Below are 20523 nucleotides of genomic sequence, written 5' to 3' on the forward strand. Positions count from 1 at the left end.
TGCCCTCCGCTCGCACACGCGTCGCCGGTCGTCCCAGCGCTCCGGGATCCCACGGATGACGTCCGGCCACGTGTGCCCTGACCATGCGGGGTGACCTCGACCCAGCCTGCCCCGCTCCCCCGCCCCGTACCGTTGGCCGGAGCCACCCTGTTCGTCGCCGGAGCGGACGGCGGACTCGGACGGGAGTTCGTGGCGCAGGCCCTGGAACGGGGTGCGACCCGGGTCTACGGCGCCACGCTCGAACCACGTGCGTGGGACGACCCTCGGATCGTCCCGGTGGTCGTCGACGTCCGCGACGAGGCCTCGGTGATCGCCGCGGCGGCGACTGCCGGCGACGCGACGATCGTGGTCAACAGCGCCGGGGTCGCCGTCAGCGAAGCGCTCCTCACCGGCGACCTCCCCGCGATGCGGAACGTCGTCGAGACGAACCTCTGGGGATCGCTGCACATCGCGCGCGCGTTCGCCCCGGCCCTGATCGCGCGGGGCCGGGGCACCGTCCTCACGGTCCACTCGGCTGCGGCATGGGAACACCGCATGCGGTCGTACAGCGTCTCGAAGGCCGCGCTCTGGGCGGCCGACAACGCGGTCCGCCTGGAGCTCCTCCCCCACGGGGTCCGGGTCGTCGGCCTGTTCCTGACCTACACGAACACGCCGATGATCACGACGCTGTTACCGGGCATGCCCGGGTTGAACGACCCTGCTGACGTCGTCCGGACGGCGTACGACCAGTACGAGGACGATGCGCTCGAGATACTCGGGGACGACCTCACGAAGCGCATCCGGTCGGGGCTCTCCTCGCCCCTGGCGCACCTGTACCCCGAACTGACGTGACACCCGTCGGCACCGCTGCGCGAAGCATGCTTCCTTCGTCGCAGGTCGTTGCTACGCTCCTCCCAGCCAATCCAGGCGGCCGTCGACGAGCACCCCGAGGACAGCGACGTCCTCGCGCGTGCGCGAGCGGCCACGCATCTGCAAGGAAGCAGGTCACTGTGCACTCCTCCACCCCCTCACCTGCCAGGACGCCCCGCACCGCGGGCCGTGTCCTCGGCGCAGCCGCGGTCGTCAGCGCCGCGGCGCTCGGCGTCCTCGGCCCGGCACACGTCGCCGCGGCCGCGCCGCCGGCACCGCCCACCACCGACCTCGGCCCGAACGTCCTCGTCTTCTCGCCCGAGATGCCGCAGGCCGACATCCAGGCGAAGATCGACGCGATCTACGACCAGCAGGTCGACAACGAGATGGGGACTGCTCGCTACGCACTGCTGTTCGAGCCCGGCACCTACGGCTCCGCAGCGAACCCGCTCGACGTCCGCGTCGGCTACTACACCGAGGTCGACGGCCTCGGGCAGGACCCCTCGGGCGTGACGATCAACGGTGGCGTCACGGCGACGGGGCGCAACGGCAGCGGCTCGCTCGACACCTTCTGGCGTTCCGTGTCGAACGTCACGATCCACGTCGTGCCCACCGCGGACGCCTGCCACACCGGCAACGAGATGTGGGCGGTGTCCCAAGCGGCTCCGATGCGGCGCGTGGACGTGAAGGACTACACGACCTTCATGCCGTACTGCGAGAGCCCGAACTACGCAAGCGGTGGTTTCGTCGCCGACTCGGAGCTCGAGGGCGGCGCGCTGAACGGTTCGCAGCAGCAGTTCTACGTCCGCAACACCGACCTCGGCGCCGGCTGGTCGAACGGCGTGTGGAACCAGGTGTTCTCGGGTGACGTCAACGCACCCGCGCAGGCGTTCCCGCAGCAGCCGTACACGACGCTCACGGCGACGCCGGTCTCCCGCGAGAAGCCGTACCTGTACGTCGACGCGCGCGGCGACTACCGCGTCTTCGTGCCGAGCGCGCAGACGGACTCGGTCGGCACCAGCTGGGCGAACGGTCACACACCGGGCACCTCGCTCCCGATGAGCAGCTTCTTCGTCGCGCACCCCGGCGACCCGATCGCGAAGATCAACTCCGCGCTCGCGCAGGGCAAGAACCTCCTCGTGACGCCCGGCGTGTACGACGTCGCGCAGAGCATCGCGGTGAAGCGCGCGGACACGGTCGTCCTCGGACTCGGCCTGGCCACCCTCACCGCGCAGAACGGCGCCGTACCGATGACGGTCGCCGACGTGCGCGGCGTCGACATCGCCGGGCTGACCTTCGACGCCGGCACGGTGAACTCGCCAACGCTGCTCCGCGTCGGGACCGGCCACGACAAGGGCGGCCCGCACGTCGCGAGCGCGGCTGACCCGACCGCACTGCAGGACGTCTTCTTCCGGATCGGCGGCCCGCACGTCGGCAAGGCGACGACGAGCCTCGAGGTGAACTCCGACCACACGATCCTCGACGACATCTGGGCCTGGCGGGCCGACCACGGCGTCGCTGGCTCGGTCGGGTGGACGGTCAACACCGCCGACACCGGTGTGGTCGTGAACGGCGACGACGTCACCGCGACCGGCCTGTTCGTCGAGCACTACCAGAAGTACAACGTGGTGTGGAACGGCGAACGTGGTCGCACCGTGTTCTTCCAGAACGAGCTGCCCTACGACGCTCCGGACCAGGCCGCCTGGCGGCACGGCACCGTGAACGGGTGGGCGGCGTACAAGGTGGCCGACTCCGTCCGCACGCACGAAGCGTGGGGCCTCGGCAGCTACATCTACACCAACGTCAACCCGTCCCTGCACGCGACGCAGTCCTTCGAGGTCCCGGACCGACCGGGTGTGGTGCTGCACGACATGACGACCGTGGCGCTCAACCCGAACGCGGGCACGATCGACCACGTGGTCAACGGGCAGGGCCCGGCGGCGACGGGGGCCGTGAGCGGACTGCCGCAGACGGTGACGACGTACTCGAACGGGGTCGCGCAGTAGCGTCGGCTCACCACGTGCGGCGGCCCTCGGAGTCCCTCCGGGGGCCGTCGCACGGACCGAGCTCCTTGCCCGCGGCGTCGCGGTCTGCCAGCGTTGGCGCATGGGGGACGACGTGACCACGCTGCGTCGGGTCCCCGGCTTCCGCTCGTACTGGTCTGCCGCGACCGTCTCGTCGTTCGGGTCAGCGGTGAGCGCGGTCGCCGTACCGGTGCTCGTGGTGACGGTGTTGCATGCCACTCCGTTCGAGGTGGGCCTGGTCAACGCTGCCCAGTTCCTCCCGTACGCACTCTTCGGGCTGATCGTCGGCGCCTACGTCGATCGCTTCCGCCGGAGACCGCTGCTGATCTGGGCGAGTGTCGGCCGCGGGCTGTGCCTGGGCGCGATCCCGCTCCTCTGGCTGACCGGGCTCCTGGACCTCTGGGTGACGGCGGCGGCGTTGTTCGTCTTCGGCATCCTGTCCGTGGTGGGGTTCGCCGCCACCCAGTCGCTCCTGCCCCGGATCGTTCCCCGCCCGCTCCTCCTGGCGGCGAACGCGCGGGTCGACCAGAGTGACGCGGCGGCGCAGACGGTGGGCCCGGCCCTCGGTGGGGTCCTGGTCGGCCTCGTGACGGCACCGGTCGCGATCGCACTCGATGCGCTGAGCTACTTCGTCGATGCCGTCCTGATCGCCAGGGTGAGCGTCGACGAGCAGCAGCCGGCGCGTCCGGCGGGCACGAGGCTGCGGAGCGACATCGCGGAGGGCCTGCGGTGGACGTACGGTCACGCGGTGCTCAAGCCGCTCGCACTGTCCACGCACCTCTGGTTCCTCGCGAACGCCGCAGGCCTGACGGTGTTCGCCACCCTCGCGCTCCGCACCCTCGCGCTGCCCGCGGTCGTGTACGGGGCGATCATCGCCGTCAGCGGTGTCGCGATGCTCGTCGGCGCCACCGCTGCGCCACGCCTCGGCGCTCGCTTCGGTGCCGGCCGCACGATCATCGCGGCACGAGCCGCCTACCTGATCGCATGGGCCGCCATCACGCTCGCGACACTCGGGCTCCGCGGCGCACCGCCGCTGGCAGTCGTCCTGGTCCTGTTCGGCGCCTTCGCCGTGCACGGCGTCGCTGCCGGGTGCGAGAACGCGAACGAGATGAGCCTCCGCCAGCTCGTCACACCTGACGCCCTCCTCGGCCGCACGAACGGCACGATGCGCAGCGCGAACCGCACGCTCGCAGCAGTGGGCGCAGTCGGTGGTGGCGCCCTCATGACGGTCGCCGGGGACGGCATCGCGCTGCTCGCGGTGACGCTCGTGTTCGCCGTCGCCGTCGTCGTGGCTGCGTGTTCTCCCCTGCGAACGGACATGGCCCGATAGAGGACGACGTGCGACTATGCATTCGCCGTGCGTGACACCGCATCTCCTGGCCGTGGCCGTCCGGACGCCACACCGGGCACTTACGCTCGCGCCATGAGCAACCTCGATGACCCGGACCGCCCCGCCACGAAGACGTGGACGACGGCGTACCGCATCCCCATCGCGGTCGGGACCGGCCTGTTGGCCCTGCCGTGCTGCTGGGCGTTGTCCGACGGCGGTACGGCCGAGAAGTGGGTCGGTGGGATCGGGCTGGTCGTCCTGGTCGCATGGGTGTTCGTCTTCCAGTGGCTCTACCGCCGCGGCTTCTGACTGCCTCACCCGCACCGCGCCACCGGCATCCGCATCTGGGTGTCCGGTCAACGGCGGCGCCGCGTACGCGGAGCCATCGCGCAGGCTCCTGACTGCAACACACTGGGACGGCTGAGCGGCCCGATCCTCTTCGTCGCCCTCGTCCTCCTCGCCATCGCCTCCGTCGAGCAGCGCCGCGTCGGTCCGCCGCGCTGACCGACCGCGCGACGGACACGACATCGGCCTGCCACCCCGGTCGAGCGCGTCAGTGCCGCGTCAGTGCCGCGTCAGCGTGTCCGGTGACACTGGCACCATCCCCGAGGAGGACACGTGACCCGCATCCGCACCTTCCGTGCCAGCGATCCCGAGCAGGCGGCACCATCCCGCCGACGCCGTCGAGTCGGCCCTGTCGAGCAGCCGCCGACGACAAGACGTCGGCACGGTGTCGCCGGTGTCTCCGGAGCCGTCCGGTGAGCGTCCTGCTCGTGGTCCAGCTGGTCCTCGTCGGGCTCCTCGCCGGCGAGGAACTCATCGTCCGATGGGGTGTCCAGCCGGCGATGTCCGCGCTGCCCGACGAGGTCCACGTCCGCACGCGCATCGCGATGGTGCGGTCCCTCAAGGTCGTCGTCCCGATCCTCATGGTGCCCGCCGTCCTGTCGTCCGTCGCGCTCCTCGTGGTCGCGGGGACGGCCGACGGGCTCGGTTGGCGCGTCGCCGCCACGGCTGCGCTCGTGACGTTCGTCCTGGCGTCGTTCCTCGGGACGGTGCCGATCAACATCCGTGTCAACGACTGGGACCCGGCGGCTCCCCCGGCGGACTGGAAGCGGACCGTCACCAGGTGGGAGCGCATCGACGTGCTCCGCTCGAGCGCCGCCGTCGTCGCGTTCCTGCTCTTCACCATCGCACTCGTGCAGTTGCTGGGCTGATCCGTCCCGCCGGCACGGAACCGGGTAGGCCGCCGCGGCGGTGCGAGGCGACCGTCTGGAGGCGCGACCCACCTGACGGACGCAGGTCGCGCCTCCAGGCTGGTCACCGCACCCGCGGTCGGCCCGCGTCAGTCACCCGCCGCCTATCCGAGCAGTTCCACGCCGTAGTCGGTGACCACGGCCCGCAGCTCGTCCAGGTACGCCTGCGCCTGCACGGTGAGCGGCACCGAGGCGTGGGCGATCCAGCCGATCTCGATGCGCTCGTCGACGTCGAGCGGGATGGCGACGATCTCCGGGTCGAGGTCGTCGCTGATGAGCCCCGTGGAGATCGTGTAGCCGCCGAGGCCGATCATGAGGTTGAAGATCGTCGCGCGGTCCGAGACCCGGATCTCGCGCTTGCTCGACATCGTCGACAGGATCTCCTCCGCCAGGTAGAAGGAGTTGTTCGCGCCCTGGTCGAAGGTCAGCCGCGGCAGGTCGGCGAGGTCGTCGAGGGTCGCGCGCTGCCGTGACGCGAGCGGGTTCCGCCGGGCGACGAAGATGTGCGGCTGCGCGACGAACAGCGGGGTGAACACGACGCCGGCGTCCCGCAGGAGCTTGCCGAGCACCTGCCGGTTGAAGTCGTTGCGGTAGAGGATGCCGACCTCGCTGCGCAGGGTGCGGACGTCCTCGATGATGTCCCAGGTCCGCGTCTCACGCAGGGAGAACTCGTACTCGTCGGCCGCCGCTGCCTCGACCATCCGGACGAAGGCCTCGACGGCGAACGAGTAGTGCTGGGCGGACACCCCGAGCAGCCGACGCGAGGCCTGCCCACCGACGTAGCGCTGCTCGAGGAGGGAGACCTGCTCCACGACCTGCCGGGCGTACCCGAGGAACTCGACGCCGTCGACGGTGAGCACGACGCCCCGGGCCGAGCGGGTGAAGAGCGGGCGCCCGATCCGCGTCTCGAGGTCCTTCATCGCCGCGGAGAGGGTGGGCTGCGCGACGTAGAGCAGGTCGGCTGCGGCGCTGATCGAGCCCTCGGAGGCGACCTCGATGAAGTACCGGAGCTGCTGGAGCGTGATGTCGTTCGAGACCCGGGCCATAGCCGCAGGCTATACCAGCGCATAGCGTCTGCGTATTACCTGATGGCTCCCGTTCCCCGGCATGATCGTGGAACACCTTCCACCGAGCCTCCGGGCCGCTCAACGTACGGAGTGCGACCATGGCGAACGACCTCACGTTCAGCACCACCAGGACCCAGTTCGACGAGGACTACTCCCCCTCGGACAGCTCCCGGCTGACGACGAACTTCGCCAACCTCGCGCGCGGGGAGCAGCGGCAGCAGAACCTCCGCAACGCCCTCGCGATGATCGACCGTCGGAGCAACGACCTGGCATCGGGCGGCGCTGACGGCGACCGCTACCGCGTCGAGCTCGACATCGTCTCGGTCACGGCGCACTTCGTCGACCAGGGCGTGGCCGGCGAGTTCCCCCTGCTCGAGATGCTCGACGTCGCGATCGTCGACCAGCACACCGGCGAGCGCCACCAGGGCATCCTGGGCAACAACTTCTCCTCGTACCTGCGGGACTACGACTTCGCGGTCCTGCTGCCGACCCTCGACACCAGCGCCGGCATCCCGGCCGACTTCGGTCAGCTGCACGGGCAGCTCTTCCAGCGCTTCCTGGAGTCGGACGCGTTCCGTTCGCAGTTCAGCGCCGAGCCCGTCGTGTGCATCAGCGTCTCCACGAGCCAGACGTACCAGCAGACCGCGACCGTCCACCCCGTCCTCGGCGCCGAGTACCAGCACGAGCACTCTTCGCTCACCGACGACTACTTCGGGAAGATGGGCATGCAGGTGCGGTACTTCATGCCCCCGGGCGGCAAGGCGCCGCTCGCGTTCTACACGCGCGGCGACCTCGTGAGCGACTACACGGACCTGCAGCTCATCGGCACGATCGCGACCATGGAGACGTTCCAGAAGATCTACCGACCGGAGATCTACAACGCGGACACGGTCGCCCCGAGCACGTACCGCCCGAGCCTGGCGCACACGGACTTCACGGTGCCTCCGGTCACGTACGACCGCGAGGAACGGAGCCGCCTCGGCGTCACCCAGGGCCGCTGGACCGAGGAGCACCTCGTCACGCCGCACCGAGCACTCCTCTCGCGGTGGGCCGCCGGTGCCGCCGTCCCCTCCCGCTGATCCCCTTCCCCCGTCGACCGACAGGAACCACACCCGCATGAGCACCCTCCTGCCCACCTCGATCGTCGGCAGCCTGCCGAAGCCCTCCTGGCTCGCCGAGCCCGAACGGCTCTGGTCCCCCTGGCTGCTCGACGGAGACGCCCTGGCCGAGGGCAAGCAGGACGCGCTCCGCGCCGCCGTCCACGAGCAGGAGCGTGCCGGGCTCGACGTCGTCAGCGACGGCGAGCAGACGCGCCAGCACTTCGTCACGACGTTCATCGAGCACCTGGACGGCATCGACCAGGAGCGCAAGGAGACCGTCCGCATCCGTGACCGCTACGACGCGGCCGTCCCGACCGTCGTCGGTGCCGTCAGCCGCCCGAAATCGGTCTTCGTCGAGGACGCGACGTTCCTGCGCGCGCAGACCGACCGTCCGATCAAGTGGGCGCTCCCCGGCCCGATGACCATGATCGACACCCTCTCCGACCAGCACTACAAGAGCCGCGAGAAGCTGGCGTGGGAGTTCGCCACGATCCTCAACCAGGAGGCCCGCGAGCTGCAGGACGCCGGCGTCGACGTCATCCAGTTCGACGAGCCCGCGTTCACCGTCTTCCACGACGAGGTGCAGGACTGGGGCGTCGCCGCGCTCGAACGCGCTGCCGAGGGCCTGCGTGTCGAGACCGCCGTGCACATCTGTTACGGCTACGGCATCGAGGCGAACAACAAGTGGAAGGAGACGCTCGGCGCCGAGTGGCGGCAGTACGAGCAGTCGTTCCCGCTCCTGCAGCAGTCGTCGATCGACATCGTCTCGCTGGAGTGCATCCACTCGCACGTGCCGCTGGAACTCGTCGAGCTCGTCCGCGGCAAGAAGGTCATGCTCGGGGCGATCGACGTCGCGACCGAGACCGTGGAGACGCCGGAGGAAGTGGCCGAGGTGCTCCGTCGGGCGCTCGAGTTCGTCGACGCGGACAAGCTCATCCCGAGCACGAACTGCGGGATGGCACCGCTGGCGCGAGGTGCTGCGCTGGCGAAGCTGGGCGCACTCTCCGCCGGTGCGGACATCGTGCGAGCCGAACTCGTCGGCGCCGCCGCTCCGTCGGGACACTGACCACTGCGAGACACCACGGCGGCTCTCTTCCGAAAGGAGGAGAGCCGCCGTTCGTGTTTCATCCACCCGTGCGCGGCTTCTGATCAGGCCTGGAGGCGCGGCTGCGGTCCGGCCGACGGCACTCGTTCGAAGTGATGTCGCCCTTGCCGCCCTCGCTCGGCGGGTCACAGTCCGAACGACGGGCACCGGTGCGGTCATCAGCCGTCGCAGGTCGACCGCACATCCTGCTCGATGAGCGCCGTGGCGATCGAGTCAGACACACGAAGGGCCTCGCGAGCGAGTGAACCACTGCGATGAGTTCGGCTGTGTTCTCGATGACCGCTCCGGCCGCTCGATTTCCGTGCGTGCGCTCGAGCCAGGCGTCCGACCATCTCGTACGGTCGCAATTTCCCATTGATCCGGACCGATGACCCTTCCTGCTGCCAGCTCACGCGGACGGTGCGCCAGCCGCCGGCCGTACGACGACACGCACGCCAGTGCTCGGAGCTCTTGAGCGGATTCCGCCTCATCTCGCGGTGCGAACCTCGGACATCGGCTCGGACTTGCCTACGAGTCGGAGCGGCCGCCCCGAGACTCGATCGAGCGTTCGCGATGCTGAGCCACGAACCACGTTGCCGGTCCCACGATCGGAACGAGGAGGACGACGAAAGCCCATGCGAACAAACGCCAGCCACCAATCGTCTGAGATCGCATCAGCGCGATGAACCCTGAAAAGGCGAGGAACAGCGCGACGATGGACACTGCCGTCAGCACACCATCGAGCGCCGTCGGAACGAGTGGATTCATGATCTCCTCCTCCACATGAGTCGTCATCGTTCACTCCCAGCGGTTGAACGTGATCGCGCCGTTTCCCTTGGCGCTGAGCCGCTGGATCGCCGAGTAGGTGCTCCAGGCAATCGTTCCCCACGGGGTCGGCACGCCACGCTTCACGACGACCTTGCACTTCGCCGTGGCCTGTCCACCACTGATGTAGCCGCTGCTCTTGGACGTCGTCACTTGCGTGAACGGCTGCACGTTCCTGACGACGGTGCACGAGTAACCGAGCAACTTCCTCGCCGTGGTACCGCTGTACTCGTACGACATCGAAACCTTCGTTTCGGTGAGCCTGATCCCAGCGAAGGCGAACCACTGTGTACCCCAAGACGACCGCGATGCCGCCCTGGTCCCCACGCCGACGCCATCTTCATGTTGCGCGGCCGCCGACGGCTCCACTTCTCCCCACTCAAAGTCCCCGCTCGCGCGAACCGTCTCAGGTCCGAGCACGTTCTCGTCGGAAGCGGCAAATGCGGCGGACGCAACGGCCGGGTCCAAGAAGTACGAGGCGAGCTCGTGCCGCTGTTCACCGCTGAGGTGATCGAAGGCTGCGACGTCAGACCAGGCTCCGGAAGCAACAAGGTCGCTTCGGATGGCCGACAAGACTGCAGACTGCGTTCGCGGAGCAGCAACGTCGCTGGCGGCGGATGGCGTCGCCGCGGCGTTGGCTGGCGTGGCAGCAAAGACGGAGGTGGCAACGACGGCGCAGACTGCGCCAATCGAGGCGAGCCGTCCACAGGTCGACAGTTTCATGAACCTTCCCCTCATTCTCCGGCCCGGACGCCGGTTCGCTTGTCGGCATCGATGCCGACGGAGAGCATTCAACTCACTGATACTTCACATGTGCAACTCCGGGCCTGCGCCGGGCGTGTTCGATGCGGATCCATCGAATGGGGCGAGGGAGTGCCATGACCTCGCCCCTGGATTGCTCCGGACTCAGATTCCGACTCGCAGAAAGATGCTCCGCCGCGGAGCGTCAGGCGGGAGGGCGTTGACTACGCCCATGATCACCAAGAGCAAGATCCACGAGGTCGAGAGCGCGACCGTCCGAGACCGCGACGGCGCGTCGGTCGGCAAGGTGGCGCAGGTGTTCCCCTCCTACGAGGACGGCAGCGCTGCGTTCGTCAGTGTCTCGACCGGACTGCTCGGGAGTCACCACGCGCTCGTCCCGGTGGAGGACGCCACGTTCGACGGCACGGACCTGCACGTCGGGTACACGAAGAGCGCGATCAAGGGCGCACCGACCCTCGGAGTCGGCCAGACCCTGTCCCCCACCGAGGCGAATGCCGTCCGCAAGCACTTCGGGCTGTCCCCCGCCGGCAACGCGACCGGGGACATGGGCGATCCGCACGAGAACCTCGACCAGGCCGGCACGGGTCCGGCTGGTGCGGACGACACCGAGGGCGCGGGGACGACCCCGCCGGCGTGACCGGCCGCGCGAGTGCGCGGGCGCCCTCGGCACTGCGCGGCAGGGGCACCGGCGGTGGCGACGTGCGGTCCGAGCGCGCCCGGTGACGGACGGGAGGCGCGGTGCCAGCTGGCACCGCGCCTCCCGTCCGTCCGGTGGGACGTCTACCGCACGGCTCGCGTCCGCTGCGACTTGGTGATGACGTGGATGGAGCCGGTCGTGACGTCCTGCTCCAGCGCCTCGAGTGTGCGGCCCCGGGTCTCCGGCACGAAGCGCCAGACGAACACGAGGGACAGCACGCCGAATCCTGCGAACATCAGGAAGGTGCCGACGATGCCGGCCGAGGCGAGCAGGGTCGGGACGAACAGGGCGAAGACACCCTGGACGAGCCATCCGCCGACGGCCGCGATCCCCATCCCGAGTCCGCGCATGTGCAGCGGGAAGATCTCGGCGAGCCACACCCACACCGCGATGTTCAGGAAGGTCTGCATCGACAGCACGAACGCCACGACGAGGACGAGGACGACGACGGGTCGCGCCGCGTTGCCCTCCGGGAACGCGACCGACGCGATGCTGATGAGGACGTGCAGGACCGTGGTGAGCGAGAGCCCGATGAGGAAGGTCTTCCGGCGGTCGACGCGGTCCATGGCACGGAGCGCGATGAGACCGCCGATCACGGCCACGACCCCGAACGAGATGTTCGCGATCACCGCTTGCTCCGCGGTCATGCCGGAGTCCTCGAGCACACGGGTGCCGAAGAACATCACCGAGCTGATGCCGGTCAGGGACTGCACCATGCTGAGCACGAAGCCGACGATCACGATGCGCACGAGCCACTTGTTCGTGAACAGCCCACGGAGGCCGACCCGCTCGGTGGCCTCCTCGGCGGCGACGCCCTCGAGCTGCCGCAGTTCCTCGTCGGCCCGCGCGACCGATCGGATGGACCGGAGCACGTCCAGGGCTTCGTCGCGACGCCCCTGCTTGACGAGCCACCGGGGCGACTCCGGCATGCGGAGCATCCCGAAGAAGAGGAAGACCGCGGGGACGGCGCAGATCGCGAACATGACGCGCCAGATGTGCCCTTCGGTGCCGAACACCGTCGCGATCACCGCGTTGACGACGAAGGCGGCGAGCTGACCGCTGACGATCGCGAGCTCGTTGCGGCCCGTGATGGACCCCCGGATCTCGTAGGGCGCGATCTCCGCGAGGTACACCGGGACGACCGCCGACGCACCACCGACGGCGAGACCGAGGACGGCGCGTCCCGCCAGGACCGAGGCGTACCCGGCCGACGAGAACTCGCCGTTGCCACCGGGCGAGAAGATGACGAGCATCACACCACCGAAGAAGAGCACGGCGAGCATGATGATCGCCCGCCGACGGCCGATCGCATCCGAGAACTTGCCGCACAGGATCGCGCCGACGGCCGCACCGAAGGGCAGGAGCCCGACGATCAGGCCCAGCTGGATCAGGTTGATGCCGAGGTCGGTTGCCATCGGCCCCTCGGAGCCGTTGACGACGCCGGTGTCGTACCCGAACAGCAGGCCGCCGAGACAGGCGACGATCGAGACGAGCCCGAGCCGTCGCTGGTGTGGTCCGGTGCGTTCGATCGGCGGCAGCGCGCTCTCTCGTTCGCTCACTCCGTGTGACATCGTGACTCCTCAGCCTTCGTGCTCGTGATCATGGTCGCGGATGTTCGGTCGCGACCGCACCGTGTCGGTGCCGGCTCCCGACCCGGCGGTGTCCTCGGGCGCCCAGGCCGCGCAGAGCAGACCGGTGCCGACGGGGACGAGGACGGACAGCCCGACGACGACGGCCTGTCCCGTGGGGAACGGGAGCACCGTCGCCAGTGCCAGCCAGACGGCGACGGCTCCGACCATGGTGGCGACCGTGAGCGCTCCCCGGTCCGCGAACCGCCCGGTCGACGCGCTCACGAGACCGTCCGTCCCGTGGACAGGATCGATGCGTCGGTCCCCGAGATCCGCACGTCCGCCGACGCCGCGGATGCCTCGATGAGCACGGCGTTCCGCCCGTCGACCGTCGTGGCCCAGGCCTCCGCCTCCTCCGGGGTCCGCCCGTGCCGTTCGTGCCGGTCGACGAGTCGGCGGAGGCGCTCTCCGTCGCCGGTCTCGCAGAACCACGTCTCAGCGAAGGACGGTCGTGCGCCACCCCAGGGCTCCGCGTCGATGAGCAGGTAGTTCCCCTCGGCGAACACGATCCGCACGTCCGGCTCGATGGCGACCCCGCCGGCCACGCCCTCGTCGACCTCGCGGTCGAACGCCGGGGCGTAGACGATGTGGTCGACCTCGTCGGCCAGGCGTCGGACCAGGGCGACGAAGCCCCACCCGTCGAACGTGTCGATCGCACCCTTGCGGTCGTGACGCCCGAGCCGGTCGAGGGTCGCGTTGGCGAGGTGGAACCCGTCCATCGGCAGGTGGGCTGCCACCGGTCCCGTTCCACCGTCGGCAGCCCGGAGCTCGTTGACGCGGGCCGCGACGGCCTTCGCGAGGGTGGTCTTGCCGGCGCCGGGACTCCCGCTGATCCCGATCACGATCCGTCGGTCGTCGCCGAGCAGCCCCAGGGCGCGTGCCGCGAGTGCGTCGACCCCGGCTCGTGCCGTCTCGGGCAGACCGGAGACATCGGTCGGGATGGTCAGTGCTTCAGGCACGAGGACGGACCCCCTGGAGTGCGGTGTCGAGCCAGGCGTGGGCGTGACGAGCGAGTGCGGGACCGTCGTCCCAGAGGTTGCGCCAGATCGACAGGTCGTTCGACAGCGTCTCGGAGACCACGGCGGACGAGAACGACTCGAACGTCAGCGCACCCTGGTAGTCGATGTCGGCCAACGCGTGCAGGAGGCTCGTGAAGTCGAGGTGACCGCTCCCGAGGTACCCGCGGTGGTTCTCGCCGATGTGGACGTACCCGAGCCGGTCGCCGACCAGGTGGACGGGTCGGGTGTAGTCGTCCTCCTCGATGTTCATGTGGTAGCTGTCGAGGTGGATCACGACGTTGTCCTCGCCGATGTCGTCCGCGAGGACGAGGGCCTGCGCTGCCGTGTTCACCACGTTCGTCTCGTAGCGGTTGCAGACCTCGAGGCCGAGGGACACGCCCTTGTCCGCGGCCTCGGTCGCGAGGTTCTTGAGGACGGCGACGACGTTCTGCCGACCGCGCGTCGTCAGCGCGTGACCGAAGTTGCCGAAGGCGCTGTAGAGCGCGCCCGTCATGAGGCGCCCACCGAGTCCGGCCGTCACCTCGAGCGACGAGCGGAGGAGTTCCTCGCCGCGGGCGACGGTGGCGGGGTCCTCACTCGAGATGTCCGCGTCGAAGGCGAGCCCCCGCGAGGTCACCACGTCGAGGCCCGCCGCGTCGAGTGCCGCCTTCGTCCGCGGGACGTCGAGCGTGTGGGCGTCGTGGAGCGAGAACTCGAGCAGGTCGAACCCGGCCGCCTTCGTGTGCTCGATGGCGTGGTCGACCTCGGCGTCGCTGGTGCTCCCGACGAAGACGAGCGCGTGCACGCCGAGCTTGTTGGTGACCGTCATGGTGGTGGTTCCTTCCGGGGTTCTGCAGGTACTGGGGTTCAGCAGGGGCTCGTGGCCCTGCGTGGTCGCGGATGCGAGGGTCGACCCGTCGGGGCGCGTTCGGCGGGGCGCGCCCGGTGGGATGCGCTCAGCGGTCGACCGGGTCGAGGGTCGCGGGCTCCGTCGTCCGCACGTCGGCACGGTGCGCGGCGAGGTGCACCTCGATGAACCGACGGGCCTCGTCCGCGGCGACGGTCGGGTCCGTCCAGAGCGTCCGCCAGAGACCGAGCTCGCCGCTGGTGGGTGCGTCGAGGACCGCGTTCGAGAAGGTCTCCACGGTGATCGGACCCGTGTAGTCGACGTCGGCCAGCGCCGCGAAGAGCACGGGCCAGTCGATGCTGCCGGTCCCGAGGACGCCGCGGTGGTTCTCGGATGCGTGGATGTAGGCGAGCCGGCCACGGGCACCGAGGACGGCGTCACGCATGTCGCGCTCCTCGACGTTCGCGTGGTACGTGTCGAGGTGGACGGCGAGGTTCGGCGCCCCGATCTCGTCGATGAAGTCCGCCGCCTGCGCCGTGGTGTTGAGCAGGTTCGTCTCGTAGCGGTTGATGCACTCGAGACCGACCGTCACCCCGTGGCGCGCGGCGGCCTCGGCGACGGTCTCGAGGGTCCGCTGGGCGTTCCGCCGCCCGGTGCTCGTGACCGGCCGCGTCGAGAGCGCCATCTTCGCGTAGGTCACGCCGCCGACGTAGTCGGCACCGACGGCAGCGGCGAGTCCCACCGCGTGCAGCAACATCTCGCGGCCCTGTCCGACCGCGTCGTCGTCATCGCTCGAGATGTCCGCCGAGGCGGGCAGTGCCAGCGACACCGAGGCTCCGATGCCGTGCTCTGCGAGCAGGCGCGCAGTGGCGTCGAAACGGTCCCCACCGACCGGCGGCGCAGGGATCTCGATGAGGTCGAACCCCGCCTCGGCAGAACTCCGGACGGCACGTTCGGCCGTCGCCGGTTCCCAGCCCAGGCCCCACAGCTGCGCGTGGACGCCGATCGGGTTGCTGCGGTGGGTGGTGGGAGACATCGTCGTCCTTCCGGGAGTCAGGCACGTCGCCGTGCCTCAGCGAAACTAGACCTACTTTTGCGTTACGTCAACACGAAAGTAGTGCAGCTTCCGCTCCGTTCCCGTACGATGGCGTCGTCCGTGGTGGTCGAGTACTTCACGGATCTGCATGTGTGGGGCGAGAGGATCGATGATGACCAACGTGGCCGTGGGCACGGACGCCGGACGGGTGCTGCAACTCTTCCGCGCGCGCGGGGAACTCAGCCGCACCGACGTCATGCAGCTCTCGGGACTCTCCCGCTCGACGATCAACCACCGCCTCACGGCGCTGACCGACAAGGGTCTCCTCCGCCCGGTGCAGGGCGGCGAGTCCACGGGCGGACGCCCGTCGAGCCGCTTCGCCTTCAACGCTCAGCGCGCCGCCGTGCTCACGGTGGACATCGGCGCGTCGGGGTTCCTCGCCGCGATCTGCGACCTCGAGGGCGAGCCCGTCGCGCACGCCGCCCGCCGCGTCGACGTCTGGTCCGGCCCACAGGTCGTGCTGTCAGCGGTGGAGCAGGTGTTCACCGCCCTGCTCGACGAGCACCCGGTCGAGGTGTGGGGCATCGGCGTCGGCGTGCCCGGCCCGGTCGAGTACGCCGCGCACCAGGTCATCAGCCCGCCGATCATGACCGGCTGGGACCGCTTCGACATCGCCGGGTGGTTCGAGTCGCGGCACGGCTGCCCGGTCGTCGTCGAGAACGACGCGAACGCGCGAGCGATCGCCGAAGCGCGGGCGTCCGGTCTCGACAACCTCATCTGCCTCAAGATCGGCACCGGGATCGGATCCGGGCTCGTCTTCAACGGCTCCATCATCCGCGGACACCAGGGCGCCGCGGGGGACGTCGGTCACACCAGGGCGACCTCCGACGACGCAGCGCGGTCCGTCGAGTGCCGGTGCGGGAACACCGGCTGCGTCGAGGCCCTCGCCGGCGGGTGGGCACTCGTGCGGGACCTCGACGAACGCGGCGTCGACGTCCACGACGTGACGGACGTCGTCCGGCTCTGCACCAGTGGCGACCTCGAGACGAACCGACTCGTCCGTCGCGCTGGACGGGTCATCGGCGATGCTGTCGCGACCCTCGTCGGCACCCTGAACCCCCGCCGAGTCGTCATCTCCGGCCAGCTCGCCGACTGCGGCGAGGTGCTCCTCAGCGGCATCCGGGAGCGCGTCTACCAGCGGGTGCTCCCCCTGGCGACCCAGGAGCTCGAGATCACCGTCAGTGCGCTCGGGCGGTTCGCCGGCGTGGGAGGACTGGCAACGTCGACCGCGGACCACCTGCTCAGCACCGAGGCGATCGAGCGGCTGCTCGTCGAGGCGTGACCGCGCCGGGTGGCCTTCGTACTCGCCGATGCCGTCGCTGCTGAGTCGCTCCTCGCGGAGCTTGCTCGAGGCCGAAGGCGGTGTCTGTCTCCTCGGAAGATCCTCCGCGCCGACTGTCGGAGGGTTTCAATGGACCCATGCTCGAGGTGAGAACACGCGCCGCACGGTCCTCGGCTTCCTGGACCGTGCCGGCCCCGGTTGACGTGGTGCGTGAGCGGCTGTTGCACGAGATCGCACAGTCATCACGTGCGGAACTCGTGACCAGCACCGACCACGGCGTCGAAGCGTCAGTGCGAGGCAACGCGTTCTCGTGGGGAGAACGCATCACGGTCACGTTGGCCCCGACCACCGGAGGCACGAGCGTTTCCGTCAGGACTCGACCAGTCATGCCGTTCACGCTGTTCGACTGGGGCGAGGGCGAACGGGACATCCGCCTGCTGCACGGCGCCGCTTCGGCGATGGACGGCGGCTCGGGCCAAGACGCAGTCGTCGACGGTGCTCCCGCCCGGCTCGGGAAGACCTCGAGACTCTCGAAGCCCGTCGGATGGTTCGTCGTCGTCGTTGCCGGCCTCTTGATCGCGCTCGGGCTGGTCAACATGGTGGTGAACACCGAGCACATCGGGTCGTGGCTCCCGATCCTGGTCCTCATGTCGTTCGCGCTCGTCGTCGTGCTGCGGGACCTCAGGCGGCGCTGAGCTCCGCGATCGTCTGCCAGGCACCGGGTCGTGTCAGCTCGGATCTGCGTCTCTCACCTCTGGCTGCCCACAGAGGTGGAAGAACATGGTCAGCGTAGGACTTCAGAGCGTGCCGACCACGCCGACGCTGCTCGACACCGTCAGACAGTCGGGGACAGAACGTGACCAGCCACTCAGTCCTGCCTCGTTCGCACACGCCTGGGACCAGCGGGCCCGTGGAGCGCGAAACCGATCGCTCCGACAGCTGCGATCAGGAATCCCATCGCAGCGATGACCAGCCCGGCGCCCACGAGCCCGACGAACCCGGTGCCGAGGGCAGCGCCGAGGAGTGCCATGACGAGGCCCGCACCGATGGCTCCCGTACCAATCGCGAGGCCGACCACGCGAGGCGGGATGCTTGAGGACATAGGTGCATCCAACTCCTCGGGCCGGCATCCGATCGTCGCGCGGCGATCGGGAGGTCGGCCGGGTAGTACTGGGACATGCGAAGACATCGGTTCTGGGTGGCCTGGACACTCGGTCCACTGCTCGTCACGTTGATCGTCCTGACTGTGGTCTCGGCCGCAACGGGCTTCACCTCGTGGCCGCCCCTGCTCGGTGCCACGGTCGCCGCCGCCGCGGCTGGATCGTTCGTGTTCTTCTCCGGATCGCGCGCTGCTCGAGACCAGGAACGCGCACGGCAGTCGGAGTCAGCGCGGCGCAACCGGTAGCCCGTTGCTCGACGGGCGAGAGCAAGCTAGCCCATGGGGGATCACAGGCGAACGGCGAGCAGCCGACGACGTGTTCACACCGCGCTGGCCGGAGCACTCGTCGCCGGCATCGCTCGCGTGGACATCGAGCCCGTTGAGGTCGCGTCGCCGTCCGGATCGGGTTGGCTCGCCGTCCTGATGGTCGTCCGGGTGGCTCAGTCTTCCGGGTGCTTGCTCGCCCGCACCATCACGTAGCCGACAGCGACCAGAGCCACGAACGACAGGACGCCGAACGGGAGTCCCGAACCAGTCACGAGCCCCCATGGAATCGTGACGGCACCGCAGACGAGCAGCACGGCGAGCAGGGTGGCCGCAACACGCCGCGGGACTCTCATGAGTGCACGGTACGCCCCGACATGCGTGCGCTGCGAAGTCAGCGACGCCTGCGCCACCCGGCTCGCCGAAGTCCCCACCTCTGGGTAACGCCTGAACGCGGGGCGTGGGGCGGTCACTTGGATGGACGAGACCACGCACGCGCGTCGGTTAGAGAGGACACCGTGTCGAACGACATCAGCAATGCCGGGCTGCAGGCCATGATCGACCGCGCCGGGCAGATCACCGCCGATGAGGCAGAGTCGCTCGACGTCGCGTGGAAGGCCGACGAGGCCATCGTGGTGCCCGAACCGAGCGCGTCCCTCGCGATCCAGGGAGGCGCTGACGGGCGGATGGTCACGAACGCCGACCTCCTGGCTGCATGGCAACACGCGCTCGAGGCCGCCGGCGCAGCGGGCCGCGTCGAGGAGATCGAGGCCGCGCAGGAAGCCGGACGCGCAGTGCGCCACTCGGACGCGCGCCTCCGTGACCGCGCCGGGGCCGAGGAAGCGGTCCGATCCGCGGTGCTCGCGAGCGGGGTGCGGGACCTCGTCTCGGACGACGAGTACGCCACGCTGACAGCCGTCTGGCGGAAGGTGCTCGGGGAGGTCTGACCCGACGAGCACGTGCCCTGCGCCGAGAGTGCCGGGCCGCGGACTCAGGGGCGGGCGACGCCGCTGAAGTCCGGGGAGCCGTCCGGGGCCGCCGGCAGCGGCGTTCCGTCGACGTAGCGTGGCCAGGCGAGGGCACGGGCGCCGTCCGGTCGACGTTCGTAGAGCAGGCCGTCGGTACCCGCAACCGTCACCGCCCTGACCTGCTTCGGTTCGCTGTCCGCGAGGGCCATCCGCGCATCCTCACCCGGGAGCTCCCCGTGGTCGATGGGTCGTTCAGGCGCCGCGACGGGGACGGCAGGGTCGGGCACGCCTGACCACCCGCCGACGAGCGGCACCGCTGCAGTCGCGCCGTCGGAACCGAACGTCCCCGCCGGGCTCGTCCCATGTGAAGCGGTGGGCACGGTCTCCGCCGGGCCGGACGACATCGACGACGGGGTCGGCGACGGCTGTGGCCAAGCGACAGCAGGGTGCCCGGAGGACCAGCCCGCACCCGCGAGGTCGTGGTCACGCGGTCGGAACAGCGCGTTGCTCAGCGGCACGACGACGGTCCCGAGCACGTCGAGGATGACCACGACCCACACCAGTCGCCAGAACCCGCTGGCGAGGTGGAGGTCGGGAGCCAGGAGGGGCACCGACAACAGCAGGGCGAGCAGCGCGATCACCCCGACGGTCGTCTTGGCCACGAGCTGCAGTAGCGGGGTCGGGTAGCGCCGGTGGATCACGAGGAGCAGGTGAACGTGCAGCAGGGCGAAGCGTGCGACGAACACGATGCCGACCCACTGCATGAACTGTTCGCCGACGAGCCAGATCCCGTCCCCGCCGAAGGGGTCGACCGGCACGATCCAGATCTTCGACAGACCGGTCACGAGCAGGTACAGGGACACGACGACGCTCGCGAACGCGAACCTCCCGGACCGCCGCGACGACACGTCGGCGTCGTACCAGGACAGGAGCGCGAAGACGACGACCACGACGACCGTCAGCAGGAGTTGCACCGCAACCCGGCCGAAGTCCCCGAGGAGCACCGCGACGATGCCGACCAGGCCGGCGGCGACGACAGCGCCGATGATCGTCCGGAACACCAGCGGACGGACCCTCGCCCAGCGTGGGTCGATCGTGCTCGTCAGGACATCCGTGGTCGCCATGCGCGCCCTCCCTCGCGTCGGTGTCCCCGAACACTAGCGGCGCATGGTCGTCCGCACAGCACCGCGAACGGGGGCCGCCCCGAGCAGCAGCGTCGAGCGGAGCCCGCACGACCCAGGGCGGGACACCGAGAGACGCCCCGCCGGCCGAAGCCAGCGGGGCGCCCCC

At 69.7% G+C, this 20523-nt stretch carries 23 protein-coding genes; 13 read left to right on the forward strand and 10 right to left on the reverse strand.

Annotated features, from left to right (window positions below; translation table 11 throughout):
• The first annotated feature begins 90 nt into the window (after nt 1–90).
• The 5 genes from AAEP86_RS18505 to AAEP86_RS18525 all read left to right on the forward strand — a co-directional run bounded on the left by AAEP86_RS18505 (nt 91) and on the right by AAEP86_RS18525 (nt 5417).
• Entirely contained in the window at nt 91–831 is a 741-nt protein-coding gene (locus AAEP86_RS18505) for an SDR family NAD(P)-dependent oxidoreductase (protein WP_420368744.1), read from the forward strand.
• 158 nt (nt 832–989) lie between these two features.
• Nucleotides 990–2855 carry an adenylyl cyclase gene (locus AAEP86_RS18510; RefSeq protein WP_420368745.1) on the forward strand — a complete coding sequence of 622 codons (1866 nt, stop codon included), beginning with the start codon at nt 990–992 and terminating at the stop codon, nt 2853–2855.
• Nucleotides 2856–2955: 100 nt separating this feature from the next.
• Nucleotides 2956–4203 carry an MFS transporter gene (locus AAEP86_RS18515; protein ID WP_420368746.1) on the forward strand — a complete coding sequence of 416 codons (1248 nt, stop codon included), beginning with the start codon at nt 2956–2958 and terminating at the stop codon, nt 4201–4203.
• A 93-nt stretch (nt 4204–4296) separates the two neighbouring features.
• Nucleotides 4297–4512 carry a hypothetical protein gene (locus tag AAEP86_RS18520; protein WP_420368747.1) on the forward strand — a complete coding sequence of 72 codons (216 nt, stop codon included), beginning with the start codon at nt 4297–4299 and terminating at the stop codon, nt 4510–4512.
• A gap of 449 nt (nt 4513–4961) precedes the next feature.
• Nucleotides 4962–5417 carry an anthrone oxygenase family protein gene (locus AAEP86_RS18525; protein WP_420368748.1) on the forward strand — a complete coding sequence of 152 codons (456 nt, stop codon included), beginning with the start codon at nt 4962–4964 and terminating at the stop codon, nt 5415–5417.
• A gap of 143 nt (nt 5418–5560) precedes the next feature.
• Here the strand turns inward: AAEP86_RS18525 and AAEP86_RS18530 are convergent, their stop codons facing one another.
• Nucleotides 5561–6502, reverse strand: a complete 942-nt coding sequence (locus AAEP86_RS18530) for a LysR family transcriptional regulator (protein WP_420368749.1) — start codon at nt 6500–6502, stop codon at nt 5561–5563.
• A 119-nt stretch (nt 6503–6621) separates the two neighbouring features.
• On the opposite strand from AAEP86_RS18530, the gene AAEP86_RS18535 reads away from it, so the two are divergent.
• Nucleotides 6622–7602 (forward strand): putative oxygenase MesX, encoded by a 981-nt coding sequence (locus tag AAEP86_RS18535; RefSeq protein ID WP_420368750.1) that lies wholly within the window; start codon nt 6622–6624, stop codon nt 7600–7602.
• A gap of 37 nt (nt 7603–7639) precedes the next feature.
• Nucleotides 7640–8689 carry a methionine synthase gene (locus AAEP86_RS18540; RefSeq protein WP_420368751.1) on the forward strand — a complete coding sequence of 350 codons (1050 nt, stop codon included), beginning with the start codon at nt 7640–7642 and terminating at the stop codon, nt 8687–8689.
• Between the two features lie 546 nt (nt 8690–9235).
• Here AAEP86_RS18540 and AAEP86_RS18545 read toward each other — a convergent pair.
• Nucleotides 9236–9502, reverse strand: a complete 267-nt coding sequence (locus AAEP86_RS18545) for a hypothetical protein (protein ID WP_420368752.1) — start codon at nt 9500–9502, stop codon at nt 9236–9238.
• A 3-nt stretch (nt 9503–9505) separates the two neighbouring features.
• The gene (locus AAEP86_RS18550) at nt 9506–10255 is read right to left on the reverse strand and encodes a hypothetical protein (protein WP_420368753.1); all 750 of its coding nucleotides are present in this window, start codon (nt 10253–10255) and stop codon (nt 9506–9508) included.
• Between the two features lie 250 nt (nt 10256–10505).
• Here AAEP86_RS18550 and AAEP86_RS18555 point away from each other — a divergent pair, with 250 nt between their 5' ends.
• Complete coding sequence (locus AAEP86_RS18555) at nt 10506–10931, forward strand: hypothetical protein (RefSeq protein ID WP_420368754.1); 426 nt, start codon at nt 10506–10508, stop codon at nt 10929–10931.
• 143 nt (nt 10932–11074) lie between these two features.
• On the opposite strand, the gene AAEP86_RS18560 is transcribed toward AAEP86_RS18555, so the two are convergent.
• From AAEP86_RS18560 to AAEP86_RS18580, 5 genes are all read right to left on the reverse strand, one after another.
• Nucleotides 11075–12562 carry a sugar porter family MFS transporter gene (locus AAEP86_RS18560; protein WP_420368755.1) on the reverse strand — a complete coding sequence of 496 codons (1488 nt, stop codon included), beginning with the start codon at nt 12560–12562 and terminating at the stop codon, nt 11075–11077.
• A 9-nt stretch (nt 12563–12571) separates the two neighbouring features.
• Nucleotides 12572–12844 (reverse strand): hypothetical protein, encoded by a 273-nt coding sequence (locus AAEP86_RS18565; RefSeq protein ID WP_420368756.1) that lies wholly within the window; start codon nt 12842–12844, stop codon nt 12572–12574.
• Nucleotides 12841–13578, reverse strand: a complete 738-nt coding sequence (locus tag AAEP86_RS18570) for a nucleoside/nucleotide kinase family protein (RefSeq protein WP_420368757.1) — start codon at nt 13576–13578, stop codon at nt 12841–12843. Before AAEP86_RS18570 ends, AAEP86_RS18565 begins: the two co-directional genes overlap by 4 nt.
• Complete coding sequence (locus AAEP86_RS18575) at nt 13571–14446, reverse strand: sugar phosphate isomerase/epimerase family protein (RefSeq protein ID WP_420368758.1); 876 nt, start codon at nt 14444–14446, stop codon at nt 13571–13573. Before AAEP86_RS18575 ends, AAEP86_RS18570 begins: the two co-directional genes overlap by 8 nt.
• A 127-nt stretch (nt 14447–14573) precedes the next feature.
• Complete coding sequence (locus tag AAEP86_RS18580) at nt 14574–15500, reverse strand: sugar phosphate isomerase/epimerase family protein (RefSeq protein ID WP_420368759.1); 927 nt, start codon at nt 15498–15500, stop codon at nt 14574–14576.
• 172 nt (nt 15501–15672) lie between these two features.
• Between AAEP86_RS18580 and AAEP86_RS18585 the strand changes: the two genes are divergently transcribed.
• From AAEP86_RS18585 to AAEP86_RS18600, 4 genes are all read left to right on the forward strand, one after another.
• Nucleotides 15673–16842 carry an ROK family protein gene (locus tag AAEP86_RS18585; RefSeq protein ID WP_420368760.1) on the forward strand — a complete coding sequence of 390 codons (1170 nt, stop codon included), beginning with the start codon at nt 15673–15675 and terminating at the stop codon, nt 16840–16842.
• A gap of 386 nt (nt 16843–17228) precedes the next feature.
• On the forward strand, nt 17229–17537 hold the full coding sequence (locus AAEP86_RS18590; protein ID WP_420368761.1) for a hypothetical protein: 309 nt from the start codon (nt 17229–17231) through the stop codon (nt 17535–17537).
• Between the two features lie 215 nt (nt 17538–17752).
• Nucleotides 17753–17938: a hypothetical protein gene (locus AAEP86_RS18595; protein WP_420368762.1), complete on the forward strand. Its 186-nt coding sequence runs from the start codon at nt 17753–17755 to the stop codon at nt 17936–17938.
• An 81-nt stretch (nt 17939–18019) separates the two neighbouring features.
• Nucleotides 18020–18247: a hypothetical protein gene (locus tag AAEP86_RS18600; RefSeq protein ID WP_420368763.1), complete on the forward strand. Its 228-nt coding sequence runs from the start codon at nt 18020–18022 to the stop codon at nt 18245–18247.
• A 194-nt stretch (nt 18248–18441) separates the two neighbouring features.
• Here AAEP86_RS18600 and AAEP86_RS18605 read toward each other — a convergent pair whose 3' ends face one another.
• Complete coding sequence (locus AAEP86_RS18605; RefSeq protein WP_420368764.1) at nt 18442–18621, reverse strand: hypothetical protein; 180 nt, start codon at nt 18619–18621, stop codon at nt 18442–18444.
• Nucleotides 18622–18783: 162 nt separating this feature from the next.
• Here AAEP86_RS18605 and AAEP86_RS18610 point away from each other — a divergent pair, with 162 nt between their 5' ends.
• Nucleotides 18784–19212 carry a hypothetical protein gene (locus tag AAEP86_RS18610; RefSeq protein WP_420368765.1) on the forward strand — a complete coding sequence of 143 codons (429 nt, stop codon included), beginning with the start codon at nt 18784–18786 and terminating at the stop codon, nt 19210–19212.
• Nucleotides 19213–19256: 44 nt separating this feature from the next.
• On the opposite strand, the gene AAEP86_RS18615 is transcribed toward AAEP86_RS18610, so the two are convergent.
• Entirely contained in the window at nt 19257–20357 is a 1101-nt protein-coding gene (locus tag AAEP86_RS18615; protein WP_420368766.1) for a hypothetical protein, read from the reverse strand.
• Nucleotides 20358–20523 lie beyond the last annotated feature (166 nt).

The organism is Curtobacterium sp. L1-20 (assembly GCF_048755855.1).
In the GTDB taxonomy this organism is placed as follows: Bacteria; Actinomycetota; Actinomycetes; order Actinomycetales; family Microbacteriaceae; genus Curtobacterium.